Below are 20986 nucleotides of genomic sequence, written 5' to 3'. Positions count from 1 at the left end.
AACTCAAAACAAAGCTCAACACAGACACGTAATCATAGATGTATAAAGAATTATTAGAACCAATAAATAGCTTCCTAAAATGCTCAACACCAGACTCTTGGATTGAAGAGGCTCGTAAGCCTGAGAACCTATCGGTGATTTTACGGGATCATTTATTATGCGAGTTGAAAGCTTCGCAGAGTGCGGTTTTCCTGCTTAAACGCTATGTCTTAACCGAAGAAGGTAAAGAACAACTTACTCAATTGGTTGAGCCATATGAGCATTTTGCTTACAAAGGTATTGGCAACCTTGAAACACTCAAAGGTAAAAGCAACATTTCTAAATCAATCAAGCCCAAAGATGGCTGTGCTTACGGGCAGGATATGATTGATAAGATGGTTCTACTGATTAGAGAAGAGCTACACCACTTCTACCAAGTGTTGGAGATCATTGAAGAACAAGGCTTAGAATACCGCCCTATTACAGCAAGTCGTTATGCTAAGGGAATGATTAAACATATCCGCACTTTTGAACCAGCAGCTCTTATCGACAAGCTGATTATTGGTGCATTCATTGAAGCTCGTTCTTGCGAACGATTTGCCAAGCTTGCCCCGTTCCTTGATGAACCAATTGAGAAGTTCTACATCTCATTGCTACGCTCAGAAGCACGGCACTACCAAGACTACTTGGAACTCGCAGAGCAGATTGCAGGTGAAGATATTTCAGAGCGTATTGAACACTTCGCTAATGTTGAAGCTGAATTAATTACCTCTGACGATTCAGAATTTCGCTTCCACTCTGGCGCACCAAAACTGGCTACGTAGCATAAAAAAAACAACAATATAGGTAGCAATATGCACGGTGACTCTTCTAAAGGCCGAGTCGTGCATATTGCTTTTTTGCCAAAATTTGACTTTTCCAGAAAACACATATCATACTGTTTTAATTAAAGAATTTAGATTGATAACAGTTCATTCTGGTAAGTTTTCTGTCTGTTTTTCGATAGTTTCAATATTCCCATGATTTGCGTGAGCTGAAAGCTGGGCAATCAGCGATGTATTTGATCCGTAAATATGCGGTGGATAAAGAAAGCTCGCATACCCTACTCGATTGGTTTAAGCCATACGAAGATTTTGCCTATCGTGGAATTGGCTCCATTGAGACACTAAAGGGCAAAAGTAACATTTCTAAAGCCATTATGGCTAAGTCAGACTCACCTTATAGCCAAGAGCTCATTGATAAAATGGTCTTACTCATTAAAGAAGAGTTACACCACTTTTACCAAGTTCTGGAAATCATGTGTTCCAGAGGGATTGAATACGAAAACGTGACCGCAAGCCGCTACGCAAAAGGTTTGCTCTCATACATGAAGACACATGAGCCAGAGACACTGATCGATAAGCTTATTGTCGGAGGGTATATCGAGGCACGATCTTGTGAGCGGTTTGCAAAGCTCGCTCCTCACGTGGACGATGACATAGCCAAGTTCTACGTTTCTCTGCTGCGCTCAGAAGCACGACATTACCAAGATTACCTCACCATCGCAGAGCAGATCGCTGGCAAAGACATCAGCGAGCGAGTCGCCTATTTTGGCCAAATAGAAGCACAGCTGATTTGCTCAAAAGACAACGACTTTAAGTTTCACAGTGGCGTGCCTACACTCTGAAAAATATTGTGTATTGATTAAAATGATAAAAAGCCCGCTGGTTAGCGGGCTTTGAGTTATTTTTCAATGATTAGTGTGCGTGTAAGTCATCAGATAAGTAACTAGTACGGTTATATACTGGTAAATTCTCCAGAGACTTCAACTGGTAGGCATACTTCTTAAGCAACTCAGCTCGTTTTTCAGCATCTTGATAATCTGCAAGCACCACAGCTTCTAAAGTCACCGTTGTCAAATCAACAGAGGCTGCTTCAGCTTCTTGCAACGCTTTAATGTCATTCGTGAATGCAATCATATTCCAAGCGTAGCTGTTTTCTGGTGTAGCGTAGTAAGTAGTGCCGTTTGAGCGTTTAAATGTACGTAAATCGCTCATTGAGCCAACAGGTTCACTTCGCATACTGATCTTGCGAGCTAATACTTCATCACGCTGATCCACCATATTTCCTGCTGAATGCCAAACCATTGCCGTCAAAATAGCTTTGGTCAATGGAACTTCTTCGAAACGAGGAAGTGCAAAGTAATTACGTACACTCCAACTACCGTAATAAGGCATAGTTTCGATTTTATCGTTCCATGTTATTGCAGTGAAGTCACCTTTTGGTCGAGAGTAATTACCTTGTTCATCTTTGAAGTTCAGATAAAGAAACTCTTCACCCAAAATCAAAGTATCTAGCAAGAGATCCCCTTTCGGATAGAACTGGAAAAATCCATTTGCTAAGCCTGTCGTTTCTGGTAGTTCTAACAGTGATGTCGTAGAGCGATCAGTTGAACGACGCATACCAACACGATCAACTAGTGCCACAGATGCCGCTAGTTTATCTGGCCAATGACCGATGTAATCGATGTAGTTAGAGTAGTTATTTACTGGAGCAGGACGTGGAGCCTTGCCACTGTTTAGGAACTTACCTATCTCACCTACAACTTTTTCCCCTGTTGCTAATGACGCTTTGATAGTGTCATCAAAACATGTCGTCGGGACAAAGTTGATAGGGAAATTATTACGCATTGAATAATTGCCCATGATCTCTGCAAGTTTCTTGTAAGTAAATGAACCGTCAGCTTTCTCAATCTCACACGTATGGTCTGGAGTAATCAGGATGTTTACAAGTTGATCACGCGCTTTATCAACAGCCAATGGAGCACCACAGTAAACGGCAAATGGCCAACGAGTTGCATTTGCTTCGTCACTACAGAACGCTTCCTGTGCTTTTGGCAAGCCCTGCATTTGGATATGTGAAAGAGGGCTAGAGAATACTAACTCACGGTAGCGATCGTATACATGTAGGGCATTACGCCAATCTTGGAACTCTTGAACTCGACGAACTGTGTAACTCATCATCGTCCCTTCAGAGAAGTTCTCTCTCATGCCACGTACTGTACGTTTGTAGTACAGGTCATCGTAAGTTTCTAACTTGTAAGACATAATTTCAGAACGGTTGCGCCCTTCATCATGACGGTTACAGTCATCATTTAAACTTACATTTCCGTCAGTACAAAACGCAAAGTCTCTCATCGGAATCGCAGGGTTTTCCGATACTAGTGCTTTGATTGTACCGTCACTTAGAAGATCCGAAGGAGCCTTGTAAGGATCAAGAATCTCCTCGCGAAGCTGCGCATCATACTGGCCAGCATCGAGATAAACAGTTTGCTCGCTCGTGGTATTGTCTGCTTGATTCACTACCGTTTCAGTAGCTTCAACTTGACGCTTATAACCAAAACGTAAAGCGGCCAAATCATAAGGACCAAAAACCGGTAGTGCATTTAATAGCGATGGGTTGTAATCCATGATCGAAGAATACCCAGGTACTACTTTCAGACCGTGCTCGGCAAGCTCATGATCTTTAAAGTAGTTTGAAGCATCATTACTACCTTTGAAGTTGTGACGAAGACCAAAGTTATGGCCTAGCTCATGTACAAGCGTTTTCGCATAGAATACGCCAACAATGAACAGACTCAGCTCTTCTTGTTGTTTCTCCGTCAAATCAGCCCATTCTTTTAGGCTACCAACTTCGCCTATTTGACCATTGCTCCAAAGAGATGCATCTTGGAAGTTGAAGCTCATACCACCAATAGAACTTGGCAGACTCTTCAATGTAGCACCAGATCGAAGCGCTGAAACTGGGTACATATTGTTCTCAGCCCACAGGCGACGCTCCAACTCTTTGATGGCACTTAAATCTTCAAATGAAACATTCTCATCATTGGCTTCAAGTTCTTCTTTAACAGCGGCAATGACATCGGCCATAGACTCATTCGCCATTGGAGATTGCTCAAACGCAACCATATCTCCCAAAGAAACAACTTCAGTAGACTGAGACGCTTCAGTAATAGAGGCGACAGAGTGTGATGTAGTTGATTCTCCAGTGCTGTTTGTCGCGTTAGATGTAGAACCCGCATCCGGTTTTGCAACTAATTCAACTCGCCCTTTGTTATAATCTTGAGCAATACGATCCCATAGCCAATCAGAGATTGAACGCAAAACACCTGAGTACTGGTTTACATGTGCGTGAACAATTTCGCCTGTCAACGGGTTAACCGCTGAGGGGCCATACCCAGCCAAACCATTGTCTAGCGGCTCATCAATCAAGTTGATAACATTGTATCTCAAATCACCTGACAACTTACCGGAAGGTTCGTGAAGACGAATTTTGGGAACACCCACTTTCTCTAACTGTGGATTAATTCGGTCAATAACATCTTTCGTGACCTGCTTAAAGAACCGTGTTTCTTCATTTTGATCAAAACTGTCCGAAAGATGGTAATCAATAAATTCTAGGCTTGGGTTAAAACGGTGAAGATAGCTAAACTTCTGATCAAATTGTCCATCTACATACGATGGATCAGGACGGCCTACTTCATTAGCAAAGAAGCCAAATGTATCCTCATCACCTTTCAGATACATCACTGGTTCATATTCTGTCGATGAAGAGCGAACAAGGTCGAGAGGCACAAGAGAATAGAATTGAGATGCCGTAAACGACAACTTATCCATGTCAAAGCCGTTACTACTTAGGGAGTTAATCATGCAGCGCCAGTTGTTTGCGATACGATAATCTTGTTTAACTTCAAAGTTAATTACGCCATCGGCTGTAACTTCGTATCCTTTCCAACCCGTGTTGGCGTTTGCAGCAACTCGAGGGCTACCCACTTTCGTATAGCATCCACTTGCGAATGTGAACAACTGGTTCCATGTTGCTTCAGCAACTTTTACATCATCAAAGCTAGGTTCAAAAAAGCGGCGGTCTTGCCAACGCACTTCATTGTTATCTACTTTTTCTTCTTTATTCGTACACTCCCCGTAGTCATTTTCACGACATTGGTAGTCTACGTAGTCAACTGGAATGGAAAGAACTAGACTTGTGTCGTCTGGATTATTGATCCAACGTCCTAATTGACCTTTATCAATTTCTCCCTGGCTAATAACATCAGGGCTAATCATTCGTACCTTCAACTCACCAGATCCCGAGTTATCCTGGCTCGCTTCAAACGCCAGAGTTACAAGCTTTTCTTGTCCCTGCATAAACGGGGCCATTGAGCCTGCAAACTTAGGAGCATTCGCCATAGATGGCATATAAAGATAAACTTGGTCTGTTTTTACATTCGTTTTTTCAAACGAATTTTCTGGTTTGCTTAGTGTGTCATATGCTTGGTCATCTGCGCCACAGCCGGCTAAAATAGCTGTTATTGCAGACGCTAATGCTACTTTTTTAAAATGCATATTATCGTCCTGTTATAATATTTTTTTCCCTAGAAAGAGAACGTTAGTTGTGCAATATAGGTCGCTTTATCAGTATCGAACAAATCGATATTGCCTAGCGTTCCTCGCTCTGCGTCTGAATAGAAACCTGCCGTTGAGACCGTGAATGACGTAGACCAGTTATCCGTAATCCCATATGAGGCATATGCTGACGCCCCATAAGTAAACTGACGACTGCGAGTTCCTTTGTAACTCATGCCATTACCGCCTAAAGCCGAAGCTCCAATCGTTAGATCATCAAAACTATAACTACCGCCTACAGATATGGAGTAAACCCATTCGGTTAAAACTCGGCCATTCATGGTTTCATATTTGTAAAAGTTTTTTCTCACTCTAGGCGTAACGGAATAATTTCCGCCTAGCATTTGAAAACGAATTGGGGTTGATATCCGAATCGCTGTATATAGCTTGGTGTCTTGTGATATTTCTGACGTAGGAATGGTTAGCTGGCCACTTAACCCTATCTTACCTGTCTCACCAAACTCGTAGATATTGGAGTAACTTGCTCCAAAAACAGAGTCTGTTGCATAAGTACCGACTTTATCTTCTAAGGCTCTATAGCCACCTGTAGAAAAATATAGCCCCGTCTTATCTGATAACTTGTAGTTAAGAGTTCCATTCCATGAAAAGTTTCTAACCGAGCGATAATCATTCGTGTCGTATAGATTACTGTCATAGGCAAGTGAAGCTGAACCGCTGACATTACACCAAATACACGAAGACTGTGCTTCTGAGGTCGATTCCGTGTTGCTTTCGCCATTAGTTTGACTATTTTCTTCTGCATATATAGAAGAAGAAAATAATGCACCTAATAGAATAGCGAGCGGCGTTATCTTCCACTTTGTTGTGTGCTGCATATTGTTAACTTCCATGAGATTTAAGTTTATTTGAATAAACTTAAGTTAAACGGTTTACCGAATTACATTTGCACGTGTCCTTCGTAACAAATTGTTCCGATAAGCCTATTAACCGTGAAGAGTTCTCTTTACGGTTAAATCCATATTTATTTTTCAATTTAACGCTTGTGCTACTTTATGGAAAATAATATTAAATTCTAAAAAATTCATTTTTCCTATATGTAACAAATTATGATATTTTTCGAGTCACTTCTCTTTTTTAACTCTGTATTTTGGATGCGTTATTGGTATCGCCGAAAGCAATTTTTTTGTGTAGTCATTTTGTGGATTATTGTATAGCTCTACTGATTTACCATATTCCACTATTTCACCAAAATACATCACTGCAACATTATCTGACACTTGTCTCACTACTGATAAATCATGTGAAATAAAGATAATGGCTAAATTCATTTCTTGCTGTAATTTTAAAAGCAAGTTAATGATTTGTGCTTGGACAGAGACATCGAGCGCTGAAACCGATTCATCGCAGATAAGCAGCTTTGGTTTTAATGCAATCGCTCTTGCGATACCAATACGTTGACGCTGTCCACCGGAGAATTCATGTGGATAGCGATTGATCGCGTTCGCAGGGAGTCCCACCTTCTCGAGTAACTCCAATACCCATTGTTTTCTTTCTTGCTGCGTTCCTACTTTGTGAATAATGAAAGGCTCTTCCAAAATCATACCAATCGTATGTCGCTGATTTAACGATTCAAGTGGATCTTGAAAGACAATTTGCATCTCTTTGCGCAAAGGGCGCATCTCTTTCGCAGAGAGTTTCGTAATATCACGTCCTTCAAAGAAGATCTTTCCGTCGGTTGGCTCAAATAGCTTGAGAATAGTGCGACCAAGCGTACTTTTCCCACACCCCGACTCACCCACAAGACCTAACGTTTCTCCTCGTTTCACTGTTAAGGAAACACCATCAACGGCTTTTACAGTATATCCCTTGGAAAAAAGTTTTTTCCCGGAAACAAAGTGCTGCTTCAATCCTTCGATTCTCAGTATCTCATCCATAATTAACCTCGAAATTCAGGAAATTTTGAAACGTCAATTGGCTTAATTTCGATCAATTGTTTAGGTTCATGCTCTAAACTTGGCATCAATCCCATTAATCGCTCTGTATAAGGGTGTTTAGGGGCATCAAACAATTCAAAAACATCGGCATATTCGACTATCTTGCCGCCATACATGACCGCTACATCATCACATATCTCTGCTACGACACCGAGGTCATGGGTAATAAAGATAACCGCCATGCCTGTCTCTTCTTGCAGTTCATTAATTAACTCCAATATTGAGGCCTGAACGGTAACATCTAGAGCGGTTGTGGGTTCGTCGCAAATCAGAATCTCAGGCTTGCAAGCCAACGCCATTGCAATCATGACTCGCTGTCTCATACCACCAGATAGATTATGTGGGTACTCATCTAAACGCTTTTCAGGCATTGGGATGCGAACTTTTTTCAACATTTCCAACGCCTGTTCACGACGGGCTTTTCTATCTAAATCAGGTCGATGAAGCTTCAATACTTCCATAAGCTGCTTACCTACCGTATGGACAGGATTGAGTGCTGTCATAGGATCTTGGAAGATGATCGAAATACGATCTCCGCGCATGGCATACATTTCATCCGCAGGAAGAGTGACGAGATCTTTGCCTCGATAGAGGATTTCGCCACCAATAACTCGTCCGTACGGCTTAGGCAACAAGCCCATGATAGACATGGACGTGACACTTTTTCCACATCCAGATTCGCCAACCAAACCTAGTGTACGTCCTTTTTTTACATCAAAACTGACACCATGGAGTACTTGTACAGCACCATCATCCGTTTGAAACTCAGTCTCTAAGTTTTTAACGCTTAGAACTACTTCACTGTTCATCTTCCTGATCCTACTTAATTACATCTTGTATCTGTCATCAACAACGGCAACTTTCGGGAATGTCTTACCTGACTTCATCGCTTTCTCAGTTTCCTTTTTGAGCTCTTTGTCGATCCAGAAATTGCCGATATCCATTGGGTGGAAGATGTTTTCTGTCGCCTTAGTCATTGCTGTTTGAGGTGTTTTCAACCAACGCCAATGAACTGCTCGGGTGTAAGGAACCATATAACCAGGGACAATAATATTGGCGTCTGCTACATACTCTTGAATTTGGTGAGAAAGTGCGAAACGCTTCTCTTGGTCAAATTCAGCATCGTATGCTTCGATCAACTTATCTAACTCAGGACTGCTGTAATTGGTATGAGCGTTGGTTTGAGGTTTATTGGCGTTGTCTGAATGCAAATACTCCCAATATGCAGGGATTTCACCTGAGCCCATATTTAGAAATGCCAGTTGATGTTTCTTTTCAAGGATGTATTTAAACGCTGAAGAGCCATCCACCAGGTTCAAAGTAAACTCCAAGCCAGCGAGTTTAGCTTGCTCTTTTAAGAAGGCGATTCGAGGAGTCCACGATTGGTAGCCGTAAGTAATGGCAAAAGACAATCTTTGCCCTTTTTCATTCACGCGAATACCATCAGCACCGATTTTGTCGAAGCCTGCTTTCTCAAAATAAGCGATGGCTTTTTCTGCATCAAATTCAGGTGCTTTATTGTCTGGCTTGTCATATTGTCCGTGACCGAAACCAAGACCATGAGGCTTACGTGAATAATCGCCACGCATGATGTTCGTGATCATACCGTCATAGTCTGTTGAAAGCATGATCCCCTTACGAACATTGATGTCATTCAGTAGCGGCATAGCAGTATTCATCCACAAACCACCAGCGCCCTGTGGAGCTTGGTTATAACCCCAAAATTTCTGGATATACCCTTTCTCAAAGCCTTCAGAATCGGCTTTGCTGTGCCAATACTCCGGTAGAATCATATCGAAGAAATCAAGACTGCCTTTTTCGAAATGTTTCAAGGCAATATCTTGATCACGAATGACATTAATGCGAACTTTGTCAACATTGTAACGGTTTTGGTAGTAGCGATTACTGTAGCCCCACCAATCCTCGCCAACGTGCTTAAAAGTAACGCGTTTGCCTTTTTCTACATTTTCCATGTAATAAGCGGCTGTAGTGGGTTCTGCCTTAAAGTTAAATGCACGAACAAAGTTGTCTGGCATACCATCTTTATTGTCGTCTTTAGTACCTTTAAAGAAGTGCTCCGGACGGGGCTGTACACCATTACTTGCCATGTTGATCAGCACCATCAAGGCATCATCACTCTGCGCAGTGGCCGTTTTGATAGCAATGGTGTAGTCGTCATACTTGACGACTTCTTTTATGCTGTTGGTGAAGAAATCGTTATACCAAGGGTCGATGATGTCCTTTGACTGATAATACTTCATCATAAACACATAATCGTCGGCGGTAACACTTTCACCATCAGACCACTTTGCGTTCTTATCCAGCTTAAAGTAGACAGTTTTGTTGTCCGCATCAAAAGCCCAAGAGTCTGCTAATTGAGGAATCCACTTACCTGTATTAGGGTGGCGCTGCGCGAGTTTTGGCGCGCCATCCATAAAGTAATGGCGTAAACCAGAGTTGGCATCAGGACCAACACTTCTCAATGTCTGAGGGAAACTCACCATATAGGTCGTTAGCGTACCGCCACGTTTGGCTTCTTCTGAAGCAAATAGCGGCTCGTTTTTATTCGTTAACCAATTAAGGTCACTAGGCAGAGATTGTGCGAATGTCTGAAAACTCAAAGCAGACAAAGCAGCTAATGTAGCGAGACTTACTTTTGTGTATTGCATCTGTGTATCTTCCTTGAAACTGATACTTATACGTATCGAGTAAATTTCTTTGGATCAAAGGCTGCGCGGATCGCTTCACCAATAAAAGTCACCATAACTAATACCGCTACGATAGACGTAACGACAGATGACACGATCCAAGGAGAGTCTAAGTTCGATTTACCTTGTTGTAATAATTCACCCCAACTTGGCGTTGGTGGCATTAGGCCTAGCCCTAAATAGTCCAAAGCGGTTAGCGCTGTAATGTTACCCGCAATAGTGAATGGAGCTAGGGTTACTATCATCACCATTGTATTCGGCAAAATATGGTGCAATAGAATTCGCATGGTCGAGGCACCTAGCGCTTTCGCAGCCATCACATACTCTCGAGCAGATTCTTTATATGTCATGGTGCGCATGTACCAAGTCATCCCCATCCAGCCAAATAACACGTTTATAGCGACAAATAACGCGAAGGTTGGTTGGGTGATAGAAACGAGAATCATAATGACATAGAGGAACGGCACCATAGACCATATTTCAATCAGCCTTTGGACGAACAGATCAAACTTGCCACCAAAGAATCCCATTGCACAACCGACTACGGTGCCAATTGCATAGGATATCGCCATCGTAACCAGCGCAAATCCCATCGCAGTTCTGAAGCCATACACCAAGCGCGCCAAAATATCTCGTCCAATGACATCAGTTCCTAGATAATGCTTCGTCTCTGCATTGGGCGCTGTTGGAGGAAAGTCACCCGAGAAATCTTGTTCGTATGGATTCCAAGGAACGATTGGCATGAGTACAAAGTTGCCTTCATCCGCTTGGGCAAACTTTTTCTGCAGCACTCGATAATCTGCTTCACTAGCATAATCCAAACCGAAATCTGTTCCTGAGCGCACATCACTAATCACTGGGAAAAACCAATCCCCTTGGTACTTTACGATTAAAGCTTTGCTATTAACTAATAACTCAGCGAATAGAGACAGAACCAGTAAAGTCGCGAGAACAATAAATGACCAATAGCCACGTTTAATATTCTTGAATGCCTTAATTTTCTTTTGAGTTAATGGACTTACAGTAAACATCAGGCACCAAACCTTACTCGTGGGTCAGTTAATGCCACACAAAGATCTGAAAGAATATTGCCCACCATCAACATAACAGCATTAATAGCAACAATACCCATTACAACGGGGTAATCACGCTCAATAATAGATTCGTAACCAAGAAGCCCTATACCATCAATATTAAAAATAACTTCGATCAAAAATGAACCTGTCATAAAGAACAATAGAGAATTACCAAAATGACTTGCGATTGGAATTAAGCTATTTTGCAAAGCATGCTTTTTAACTGCTTTTTTAAAAGGCAGCCCTTTAGAAATCGCGGTACGGATATAATCTGAAGAAAGGTTTTCCATTAAACTATTCTTCATCGTCATTGTTAACGTTGCAAAGTCGCCAATCAAATAACAAATAAGCGGCAAGACTGCGTGCCACATAATATCTTTAAATTGAAGCCAGAAGGTTTCATAGTCATCAAAGTCATCGCCGACAAAACCACCCATAGGAAACCATTCAAGGTTATAGGCGAAAACGGTGATCAAAAATACGCCAACAACATAACCAGGCAAAGCATAACCAACAAAAATCATTATCGATGATGCTGAGTCAAAAACAGAACCGTGCTTTATAGCTTTGTAATAACCTAAGGGTATGGAAATAAAATAACTGATAAAAAACGTCATGCCGCCATAAAATAAGGAAACAGGAAGACGCTCGGCGATCATAGTCCCAACAGGCTCATAATAGCGCGTGGATTCACCAAAATCTAAGACAAGAAGACGAGTCAACCAATCCCAATAAGCTTCAACAACCGGTTTATCTAAACCGTAGAAAGCGTTTAGCTCTGCCATTTGATCTTCGGAAAGGGCAGAATTGTTGCCAGCGACACTGACCGTAGCGCTATCACTGCCAGAATGCATACTTGCCAGCATACGCTCTACAGGGCCACCAGGCACAAAACGGGTAATGGCAAAAATTAAGATGGTAATGCCAAGAAACGTCGGCACGATTAACGCCATACGTCTGAGGATATAAGATAACACCTACGCTCTAACTCCATGCTGTGACAAATTGATTGTCTTAAGACCACAACGACCTTGTTGCGGCCAAACGATAATTTCTGATGATATATAATCACAAAAATATCAATAAGTATGTTCTCAGTTACAATCCGCAACATTTGAACGCTCTGTCTTACATATATTTTTTAGTTAATCACACGGTAAAACGTATGAAAGTGTGGTTATGATTACGAATAATTAACACACAAGCATCAATTAAAAACCAAATGTTAGGGTGATATCAAATTCGGCTTTTCTAATATAGAGCGCGTTACGGATCCAAACATGCATAGATAGTCGACTCCCATTCACTTTACCGCATAACAAACCCATTCACCGAACCAATAGAAAACTCAACAATCCAAAATTCATTTGATTTTACTTGCCCTATCAAATAAAAATGCACTCTTTGATAGTCACAAAAAGTGCATAAAAATTCAATATAAATATTTTCATGACGCGCCATTTATTTTGCGACAAGCATCACAATAAAAACAGCATAAGTATCAATCTATGAGCTCAAGCTATTTGGTTAGGCTTGTATTTATAGCTTGCAAGACTGCCTCAGGATCTACTGCCTGCGTAATTGGCCGTCCGATAACAAGGTAATCAGAACCTGCTTGTACCGCTTCAAGTGGTGTCATGATACGACGTTGATCACCTTGTTCTGAGCCGAGTGGGCGAATACCCGGCGTAACCAATTTAAACTCTTTGCCCAGCGCATTCTTCAGCAGCGAGGATTCTTGAGCAGAACAAACAACACCATCCAAACCAGAATTCTTCGTCAACGTAGCTAAGCGAATTACGTGATCTTGTGGTGCAACGTTCAAACCAATGCCAGCTAGGTCGTTTTGCTCCATGCTGGTGAGTACGGTCACACCAATCAGTAACGGGCGATCTTTACCATAAGGTTCAAGAATCTCACGAGATGCTGTCATCATCCGTTCGCCACCACTTGCATGTACATTCACCATCCAGACACCCAACTCAGCGGCTGCTCGAACGGCTTTTGAACATGTATTTGGGATATCATGAAACTTCAGATCTAGAAAGACAGAAAAACCACGTTTATGAAGCTCACGTACGAAATCAGGACCAAATAGCGTAAACATTTCCTTGCCTACTTTTAGGCGACATGACGCAGGATCAATTCTATCTACGAAGGCCAGTGCATCGGCTTTATTATCGTAATCCAGTGCGACAATAACTTTTTGGTCGATCATTTCATCTCCTAACTGTTTTTGGTTCTTATTAAATAAAAGGTTAAAAAAATGCAGCGAACAGAAACTCTGTCAGCTGCATTGAAACTATTCGCCATCCAATCCTCGGATTGGCTTGATCGTCCCCCACCCTTTACAGGAAGGACAATGCCAATAAAGGGAATGCGTAGAAAAACCACATTTGCGACATCGGTAATGAGGCTTAATTTTAAGCTGCTCTCCGACCATTGCCTGCAGCGTTGTTAAGCTTTCTTTGGCCCTTCCATCTTCCGCTTCTGCAAGATGATAGTCCATCAATCGATAAAAACCTTTCATCGTCGGGTTTTTAATTAATTGCCTTGTTAACAACTCTTGGGCAGCACCAACACTTTCGTGATGTGCAACCAGTTGGGCCAGCATTAGCTCAGCAGACACACCTGCTTTTTTACTAATACACGCGCGCAGAAATTCGACAAGTTGATCTTCTTGGCCTAGATGGTGGTAACACTCAGCAAGAATAGGCAACGCTTCACTAACGAAATCCGCATCTTGTTCTAGAACATGTTCTAGATACTCGATCGTCTTGCGATATTCTTCCATCTCGAGGTAAATACGCCCAAGAGAAATCGATGCTCTCACACATTTAGGATCTTCTTGCAGTGCTTTTTTGAAATGGCTGATGGACTTGGTTTTATTGCCATCCGCTTGTTCTAACATCGCTAGCTCACACCAATAATGGGCGATGTTTTTTCTGATCGATTTTTTTCCAGTCTTCACTAAAAGGTGGGCATAGTGAATCGCTTTGTCCCACTCTCGTGTCTGCTGATAGATTAAGACTAATTGCTGTAAAGCAGCATCACGATGTTCTGGCTCTTCAACTAACTGCTCGAATATTTTTTCCGCGCGGTCCAGAAAACCCGACACCATATAGTCTTTCGCCAACTGTTGTAGCGCGATGTTTTTTTGTTCAATGGTCAAGCCGGAACGAGAAATCAAATTTTGATGTATACGAATGGCACGATCAACTTCCCCTCTAGAACGGAAGAGATTTCCTAACGCCAGATGAGTATCAATCGTATCGTTATCGACTTGAAGCAACTCAATAAAGTGATCTACCGCTTTGTCCGATTGATCAGACAGCAGTAAGTTCAGCCCCGTCACATATTGTTGAGAGATCTGATTGGAGTGCTTCTGCTTGTCATCCTGTGCGCTGCGATGGCCCATATACCAACCATACGCAGCGGCAATAGGAAGTAACAAGAAGAGTAATTCAAGCATTAAACCGATTCGCCCTTACGCTTGTTTTTCGACCTGTGTGCTTTGCTTTTTGATCTGTTTGTTTAGCTTTCTGATTTTTAATCGCATCTTAAACTGCAAGCTAGCAAAAATAGCCCACGCCAATGCAAAGCCTGCGACAAACACACCACCCAGCAAAGTGGACAAATGAAAATCCCCTTTTGCCAGTAAGTAGTTGAAAGTAACAACTTCTTGATTCTGAGAACCTAACGCCAGTGCAATAAGAAAGAGAGCTATTACAGCAATGATTTTTATAATTTTCATCTGTCATCACCTTGAAGATATCAGCCGATACAATTATGCAGGAAAACCCACCTGCCGACCACGGATAATAACAATTATCTGACGATAAAAAAGCGGCATACTCTAGGTATGCCGCTTTTAAATCACGATTTATGTAAATCAGCCAATGTTTACGCGCTCGCGCAACTCTTTACCTGGCTTGAAGTGCGGTACGTATTTACCTTCTAGTTCCACTTTATCGCCAGTCTTTGGATTACGACCAACACGCGGTTCACGGAAATGAAGCGAGAAACTACCGAAACCACGAATCTCGATACGATCACCGCTTTCTAAGGTTGAAGCCATATGCTCCAAAATATCTTTGACAGCATCTTCTATCTCTTTGGCTGAAAGATGTGTCTGTTCAGCGCAGAGTCTTTCAATCAGTTCAGACTTAGTCATAGTTTCCCTCTTCGAGTCATTTTTATCACTTATTATAGTAAGTAATATCAATTACACCAAATACTTGCTACAAATTGTAGTGAAAAATCCGCTACTTGGATGTAATCCTTTTGGGGAAATTTCATTTAAGCCCCAGCCAAAAGCTAGGCGGCAATATTCAGTGAAATTACTACTACAGTCACCATTAAAACTTATAGCAGACTTTCGTGTAAAAAAAAGGAGCCTTTCGGCTCCTTTTTTAAGACGTCTATTATTCGCCTTTAGCGGCTTTGAAAGCGTCAGCCATAGCATTACCAAACGCAGCATCGTCTGCTTTGTTGATGCTTGCCATTGCTTCTTGCTCTTCAGCTTCGTCTTTCGCTTTGATTGAAAGGTTGATTACGCGGTTCTTACGGTCAACACCAGTAAATTTCGCTTCAACTTTGTCACCAACGCTTAGGATCAGTGTTGCGTCTTCAACGCGATCACGTGAAACTTCAGACGCGCGGATGTAACCTTCTACGCCATCTTCTAGCTCGATAGTTGCGCCTTTAGCGTCAACTGCAGTTACAGTACCGTTAACTAGAGCACCTTTCTTGTTGTCAGCAACGTAAGCATTGAATGGGTCGTTTTCCATTTGCTTGATGCCTAGAGAGATACGCTCACGCTCTGCGTCTACTGCTAGAACTACTGCAGAGATTTCGTCGCCTTTCTTGAATTCGCGAACCGCTTCTTCGCCAGCTACGTTCCAAGAAATGTCAGATAGGTGAACAAGACCGTCGATACCACCGTCTAGACCGATGAAGATACCGAAGTCAGTGATTGACTTGATCTTACCAGTTACTTTATCGCCTTTAGCTTGAGCTTCAGCGAATGACTGCCATGGGTTAGCTTTACACTGTTTCAGACCTAGAGAGATACGACGACGTTCTTCGTCGATTTCAAGAACCATAACCTCAACTTCGTCGCCAACATTAACAACTTTAGATGGGTGGATGTTCTTGTTAGTCCAATCCATTTCAGAAACGTGTACTAGACCTTCAACGCCTTCTTCGATTTCAACGAAACAGCCGTAGTCAGTTAGGTTAGTTACGCGACCAGATAGTTTGTGACCTTCTGGGTAACGCTTAGCGATTGCTACCCATGGATCTTCACCTAGCTGCTTAAGACCTAGTGAAACGCGAGTGCGGTCACGATCGAACTTAAGAACTTTAACTAGGATCTCGTCACCAACGTTAACGATTTCAGATGGGTGCTTAACACGCTTCCACGCCATATCAGTGATGTGTAGAAGACCGTCAACGCCACCTAGATCTACGAACGCACCGTAGTCAGTTAGGTTCTTAACGATACCTTTAACTTCAGAACCTTCTTGTAGAGTTTCTAGAAGCTCGTCACGTTCTACTGTGCTTTCAGATTCGATAACTGCGCGGCGAGATACAACTACGTTGTTACGCTTCTGGTCAAGCTTGATTACTTTGAACTCTAGCTCTTTGTTTTCTAGGTGAGCAGTGTCACGGATAGGACGTACGTCTACTAGAGAACCTGGAAGGAAAGCACGGATACCGTTTAGTTCAACAGTGAAACCGCCTTTAACTTTACCGTTGATGATACCAACAACAGTTGCAGCTTCTTCGTAAGCTTTCTCAAGAACGATCCAAGCTTCGTGACGCTTCGCTTTCTCACGAGAAAGTTGAGTTTCACCGAAACCGTCTTCTACAGCGTCCAGAGCAACGTCTACTTCAGAACCAACTTCAACTTCAAGTTCGCCAGCAGCGTTCTTGAACTGTTCAGCAGGAATTGCAGACTCAGACTTAAGACCAGCGTCAACAAGAACGTAGCCGTTTTCGATAGCTACTACAGTACCTTTAACGATAGTACCTTGTTGGAATTCAGTCTCGTTTAGAAACTCTTCAAAGAGTTGAGCAAAAGATTCAGTCATTTATTTAATCTTCAAAAAATTAAACTTCCATGGGTATCCTACCGCATGGGGTTATTAAATTCGCCAATCATCATCCTTGCGATCGACGTTCTTACCTGCCTGAGTGAAATTACTCAGCCAGCTTAGATTCGATATATTGTAGTGCCTTTTCGACCACTTCGTCGATACTCATCGAGGTAGAATCTAGCACAAGCGCATCCTCTGCAGGGCGTAATGGTGCCACTGGGCGGTTACGATCGCGATCGTCACGCTCTTGGATCTCGCTTAAAAGGTCGTCAAATCTAACATCTAACCCTTTATCTTGCAACTGTTTAAGGCGACGATGTGCACGTTCTTCCGCGCTCGCATCAAGAAAGATTTTAGCTTTGGCATTTGGAAAAACAACCGTTCCCATATCACGGCCATCGGCCACCAAGCCAGGCGCTGCTTCAAATGCTCTTTGACGACGCAGCAAAGCTTCACGAACACGAGGCAATGCTGCCACTTTTGAAGCCGCCATGCCCGTTTCTTCTTTACGCAATTCTTTAGAGACATCCTCGCCTTCAAGAATCACTTTAACCAAGTCGCCTTCAGCAACAAACTGTACGTCCAAATGAGTGGCAAGTGGGACTAATGCATCTTCAGACTCTGTGTCTACGCCATGATGAATAGCAGCCAGTGCTAGTACGCGGTAGATCGCACCAGAATCTAATAATTGAAAGCCGAGTTTCTTTGACAGCAGCATGCAAAGGGTACCTTTACCCGCACCACTTGGTCCATCTACGGTCACTACCGGAGTCTGAGACGACATGTTTTTCTCCACCTTTTGTTTTCTTTCTCGGGTTAATACCCAGTTTCAGAGGCGCGTATTATAAAGGGAATCGCTAATTGGGGCGAGGAGAAATCCCTAAGTAATCGATTACATTGACGATCTAATCGACCATAATGAAAAACGGCGAAAGTGAAAACCTTCGCCGTAATGATGGCAGCCTGCGCGTACGCATTAAACGATTGGCTTTTGTCCACGCTCAGCCAGTTTAAGAATCACACTGTCTGCCACTTTTGCCGCGCTACCGGCTAATTTATCTGCCAGTTTTTTCTTTTGTACATAATGTACTGCCAGAACGGTTTTTTCTTTGCATGCCGCGACAATGAGATCATCGGAAGTCGCAATCTCATCCACTAATCCTAACGCATGAGCCTGCGTTCCAAACCAGTGCTCCCCTGTTGCGACTTTTTCAAGCTCTAATTCAGGGCGACGTTCACGAATAAAATCTTTAAACAGATCATGCGTTTCTTCCAATTCTTGCTTAAATTTCTCTCGAGCTTTGTCGGTATTTTCACCAAACATAGTTAAGGTGCGCTTGTATTCACCGGCCGTCATTTGTTCAAACTCAATATCATGCTTCTTTAATAGCTTGTTGAAGTTTGGAATCTGGGCAATGACACCGATTGAGCCAACGATGGCAAAAGGGGCAGAAACAATTTTATCCGCAACACAAGCCATCATGTAACCCCCACTGGCTGCCACTTTATCAACCGCAATAGTGAGCGGTAATCCCGCGGCTTTAATACGATCCAATTGTGACGAGGCCAAGCCATAACCGTGAACCATACCGCCGCCAGATTCTAGACGCAGCAATACTTCATCTCCTTCCCCTGCAACGGCTAGAATGGCGGTGATCTCTTCGCGTAATGATTTCACTTCTTTCGCATCGATACTGCCATTGAAATCCAAGACAAACAGATGTGGTTCACGCTTGTGATCCAATTTACCTTCTTTGGCGGCTTTTTTTATCTCTTTTTCACGCAGCTTATCTTTCTCTTTTTCTTCCTTCTTCTCAGCTTTATGACGTGCTTTGAGATAAGCCTCATCGTGAAGATAATGCTCCAAGTGTTCAACATTGCTCTTGTGCAACTCCGACAAGTCGGTAATTTCTAACTCGCCTTTGATTGCGGAAGATTTTCCACTCACAGATTTGGCCAGTATGAGTAACACGACAACGGCCACAATAAAGGTAACGACTTTCGCTAAAAACAAGCCGTAATCTAATAAAAATTCCAATGTAATATCCCCTAGAGTGTGAATTGGTGTATTGTAACCATCTTGTCACGATTACCAAGACTTTCCGTTGCATATCTGTTTGATTTTGCAACGCAGGATAGAACAAATAGAAATATAAGGATTGAGCACAGTGGATTATTCAATCTCTACAGATGCCCTGAAAGATAAAGTTATACTGGTGACGGGTGCTGGTGCTGGCATCGGTCGTCAAGCTGCATTGACCTACGCAAAACATGGTGCCACCGTAATTCTCTTAGGCCGTAACGTTAAGAACCTTGAATCCGTCTACGATGAAATAGAAGCCTCTGGTTACCCACAAGCGGCAATCATCCCTCTTGATCTCAAAGGTGCCACCAAACAAAACTACATCGATATGGCTGAAACCATTGAGGGCCAATTTGGTCGCTTGGACGGTTTACTGCATAACGCAGGCGTCTTGGGCACCTTAAGTCCTTTCGATCAAATCAGCGAAGAAGACTTTGATGACATCTTACAAATCAATGTCAAATCCGAATTTTTGATGACCCAAGCGTTATTGCCATTACTGCGTAAAGCACAAGCGGGTCGCATCATATTCACCTCATCCACCGTAGGCCATTCTGGCCGCGCATTTTGGGGTACCTACGCCATTTCTAAATTTGCGGTTGAAGGTATGATGCAGATCCTAGCCGATGAATTCAGCAATTCTCCAATTCGTGTTAATGCCATTAATCCAGGTGCCACACGCACACGAATGCGCGAAAAAGCCTACCCTGGTGAAGATGCAAATACACTGAAAACACCAGCAGATTTGATGCCGCTTTATCTCCATTTAATGGATCCTGCAACCACTGACGTGAATGGCCAATGCATTGACGCACAACCAAAGCGCTAGCGCAGATTCTCGCTACTTCCATTGATTAGAAAGGCAGCAAACGCTGCCTTTTTTCATTTTCTGTACGATAAAAATCTTGCGCCTTTCTGGTAGTTAAATATACTGTATGTATATACAGGTATTTTATTATGCAGAACATCATTCAGACCTTAAAAAACCAACAGTTGATTTGGCATGCAAATTCAACAAGGTGCGCTAATGAATCTCGTTACCAAACTTCTGGTATTGATGAGTTAGATAAACTGCTTGGTGGTGGATTCCCACAGCATGGTGTGGTGGAAATGGAATCTGCACTCGGCATCGGTGAATTGCGCTTACTGGCTAATTATCTTAAACAGCAGCAGGATCTGATCGTGCTGATCCATCCCCCTGCCGTTTTGAATGCCGCTTTTTGGCGTAATATGGATTTTCCCTTAGCCAATTGTCTCGTGATCCACTCAGTGTCAACCAAAGAAGCATTATGGGCCACCGAGCAATGCCTAAAAAGCGGAGTGTGTCGTACCGTTATCCTTTGGCAAGATGAGATGGAGATTCATCAAGTCAAACGCTTACAAATGGCCAGCGAGCAAGGGGGTTGTGTACTGTTTATGTTCCGCCCTTATCAATCACATCGCCTTTCTTTACCACTGTCCTTAAGCTTGCGTCTTTCGCCTACCGAGCACGGCATACATGTCGAACTCTTAAAACGCCGAGGGGGATGGGGACAAGGAGCTGTTGATATTGATTACCACCGTCAGTATCCCCAGCTGACACTGGCAAGCCAAATACCAAACCACACTGTCATTCCTTTTCCTGCCGTTATGCAGGGGTGAAC

General features: G+C 42.7%; 17 protein-coding genes and 1 pseudogene. 4 read left to right on the top strand and 14 right to left on the bottom strand.

Annotated elements, in window-relative coordinates:
- The first annotated feature begins 38 nt into the window (after window positions 1-38).
- Window positions 39-803, top strand: coding sequence for a tRNA isopentenyl-2-thiomethyl-A-37 hydroxylase MiaE (gene miaE, locus CIK04_RS20495; RefSeq protein WP_097353054.1), 765 nt, complete (start codon window positions 39-41; stop codon window positions 801-803).
- 206 nt (window positions 804-1009) lie between these two features.
- Window positions 1010-1645 (top strand): annotated as a pseudogene (miaE, locus tag CIK04_RS20490) (tRNA isopentenyl-2-thiomethyl-A-37 hydroxylase MiaE); the annotation flags it as partial.
- A 70-nt stretch (window positions 1646-1715) separates the two neighbouring features.
- On the opposite strand, the gene CIK04_RS20485 reads toward miaE (CIK04_RS20490), so the two are convergent.
- From CIK04_RS20485 to sohB, 14 genes are all read right to left on the bottom strand, one after another.
- A complete protein-coding gene (locus CIK04_RS20485) occupies window positions 1716-5360 on the bottom strand; it encodes a zinc-dependent metalloprotease (RefSeq protein ID WP_097353055.1) in 3645 nt (1214 codons plus the stop codon).
- 29 nt (window positions 5361-5389) lie between these two features.
- Complete coding sequence (locus CIK04_RS20480) at window positions 5390-6256, bottom strand: hypothetical protein (protein ID WP_013572052.1); 867 nt, start codon at window positions 6254-6256, stop codon at window positions 5390-5392.
- A 246-nt stretch (window positions 6257-6502) separates the two neighbouring features.
- Window positions 6503-7315 (bottom strand): ABC transporter ATP-binding protein, encoded by an 813-nt coding sequence (locus CIK04_RS20475; RefSeq protein ID WP_097353056.1) that lies wholly within the window; start codon window positions 7313-7315, stop codon window positions 6503-6505.
- A 2-nt stretch (window positions 7316-7317) separates the two neighbouring features.
- Entirely contained in the window at window positions 7318-8184 is an 867-nt protein-coding gene (locus CIK04_RS20470) for an ABC transporter ATP-binding protein (protein WP_011080789.1), read from the bottom strand.
- An 18-nt stretch (window positions 8185-8202) separates the two neighbouring features.
- Window positions 8203-10044, bottom strand: a complete 1842-nt coding sequence (locus tag CIK04_RS20465; protein ID WP_097353057.1) for an extracellular solute-binding protein — start codon at window positions 10042-10044, stop codon at window positions 8203-8205.
- A 26-nt stretch (window positions 10045-10070) separates the two neighbouring features.
- Window positions 10071-11114, bottom strand: a complete 1044-nt coding sequence (locus CIK04_RS20460) for an ABC transporter permease (RefSeq protein WP_011080791.1) — start codon at window positions 11112-11114, stop codon at window positions 10071-10073.
- Window positions 11114-12136 carry an ABC transporter permease subunit gene (locus tag CIK04_RS20455; protein WP_011080792.1) on the bottom strand — a complete coding sequence of 341 codons (1023 nt, stop codon included), beginning with the start codon at window positions 12134-12136 and terminating at the stop codon, window positions 11114-11116. Before CIK04_RS20455 ends, CIK04_RS20460 begins: the two co-directional genes overlap by 1 nt.
- Before the next feature lie 542 nt (window positions 12137-12678).
- Window positions 12679-13377, bottom strand: coding sequence for an orotidine-5'-phosphate decarboxylase (pyrF, locus tag CIK04_RS20450; protein WP_038964552.1), 699 nt, complete (start codon window positions 13375-13377; stop codon window positions 12679-12681).
- Window positions 13378-13461: 84 nt separating this feature from the next.
- Complete coding sequence (lapB, locus tag CIK04_RS20445) at window positions 13462-14631, bottom strand: lipopolysaccharide assembly protein LapB (RefSeq protein WP_011080794.1); 1170 nt, start codon at window positions 14629-14631, stop codon at window positions 13462-13464.
- 15 nt (window positions 14632-14646) lie between these two features.
- A complete protein-coding gene (locus CIK04_RS20440; protein WP_011080795.1) occupies window positions 14647-14913 on the bottom strand; it encodes a LapA family protein in 267 nt (88 codons plus the stop codon).
- A 138-nt stretch (window positions 14914-15051) separates the two neighbouring features.
- Window positions 15052-15333: an integration host factor subunit beta gene (gene ihfB / locus CIK04_RS20435; RefSeq protein WP_008078046.1), complete on the bottom strand. Its 282-nt coding sequence runs from the start codon at window positions 15331-15333 to the stop codon at window positions 15052-15054.
- A 250-nt stretch (window positions 15334-15583) separates the two neighbouring features.
- Window positions 15584-17254: a 30S ribosomal protein S1 gene (rpsA, locus tag CIK04_RS20430; protein WP_017422289.1), complete on the bottom strand. Its 1671-nt coding sequence runs from the start codon at window positions 17252-17254 to the stop codon at window positions 15584-15586.
- A 109-nt stretch (window positions 17255-17363) separates the two neighbouring features.
- Window positions 17364-18044 (bottom strand): (d)CMP kinase, encoded by a 681-nt coding sequence (gene cmk / locus CIK04_RS20425; protein WP_011080798.1) that lies wholly within the window; start codon window positions 18042-18044, stop codon window positions 17364-17366.
- Between the two features lie 192 nt (window positions 18045-18236).
- Window positions 18237-19298: a protease SohB gene (gene sohB, locus CIK04_RS20420; protein WP_039451644.1), complete on the bottom strand. Its 1062-nt coding sequence runs from the start codon at window positions 19296-19298 to the stop codon at window positions 18237-18239.
- A 130-nt stretch (window positions 19299-19428) separates the two neighbouring features.
- On the opposite strand from sohB, the gene CIK04_RS20415 reads away from it, so the two are divergent.
- Both CIK04_RS20415 and imuA read left to right on the top strand, forming a co-directional pair.
- Complete coding sequence (locus CIK04_RS20415) at window positions 19429-20172, top strand: YciK family oxidoreductase (protein WP_013572058.1); 744 nt, start codon at window positions 19429-19431, stop codon at window positions 20170-20172.
- A gap of 128 nt (window positions 20173-20300) precedes the next feature.
- Window positions 20301-20984, top strand: a complete 684-nt coding sequence (gene imuA / locus CIK04_RS20410) for a translesion DNA synthesis-associated protein ImuA (protein WP_097353058.1) — start codon at window positions 20301-20303, stop codon at window positions 20982-20984.
- Window positions 20985-20986 lie beyond the last annotated feature (2 nt).

Source organism: Vibrio sp. 03_296 (genome assembly GCF_002265885.1).
This window is presented reverse-complemented; position numbering and strand designations above follow the sequence as displayed.

Coding starts and splice junctions, on each gene's coding strand:
- miaE (WP_097353054.1), top strand. CDS start 39: ATGTATAAAGAATTATTAGAACCAATAAATAGCTTCCTAAAATGCTCA.
- CIK04_RS20485 (WP_097353055.1), bottom strand. CDS start 5,360: ATGCATTTTAAAAAAGTAGCATTAGCGTCTGCAATAACAGCTATTTTA.
- CIK04_RS20480 (WP_013572052.1), bottom strand. CDS start 6,256: ATGCAGCACACAACAAAGTGGAAGATAACGCCGCTCGCTATTCTATTA.
- CIK04_RS20475 (WP_097353056.1), bottom strand. CDS start 7,315: ATGGATGAGATACTGAGAATCGAAGGATTGAAGCAGCACTTTGTTTCC.
- CIK04_RS20470 (WP_011080789.1), bottom strand. CDS start 8,184: ATGAACAGTGAAGTAGTTCTAAGCGTTAAAAACTTAGAGACTGAGTTT.
- CIK04_RS20465 (WP_097353057.1), bottom strand. CDS start 10,044: ATGCAATACACAAAAGTAAGTCTCGCTACATTAGCTGCTTTGTCTGCT.
- CIK04_RS20460 (WP_011080791.1), bottom strand. CDS start 11,114: ATGTTTACTGTAAGTCCATTAACTCAAAAGAAAATTAAGGCATTCAAG.
- pyrF (WP_038964552.1), bottom strand. CDS start 13,377: ATGATCGACCAAAAAGTTATTGTCGCACTGGATTACGATAATAAAGCC.
- lapB (WP_011080794.1), bottom strand. CDS start 14,631: ATGCTTGAATTACTCTTCTTGTTACTTCCTATTGCCGCTGCGTATGGT.
- CIK04_RS20440 (WP_011080795.1), bottom strand. CDS start 14,913: ATGAAAATTATAAAAATCATTGCTGTAATAGCTCTCTTTCTTATTGCA.
- ihfB (WP_008078046.1), bottom strand. CDS start 15,333: ATGACTAAGTCTGAACTGATTGAAAGACTCTGCGCTGAACAGACACAT.
- rpsA (WP_017422289.1), bottom strand. CDS start 17,254: ATGACTGAATCTTTTGCTCAACTCTTTGAAGAGTTTCTAAACGAGACT.
- cmk (WP_011080798.1), bottom strand. CDS start 18,044: ATGTCGTCTCAGACTCCGGTAGTGACCGTAGATGGACCAAGTGGTGCG.
- imuA (WP_097353058.1), top strand. CDS start 20,301: ATGCAGAACATCATTCAGACCTTAAAAAACCAACAGTTGATTTGGCAT.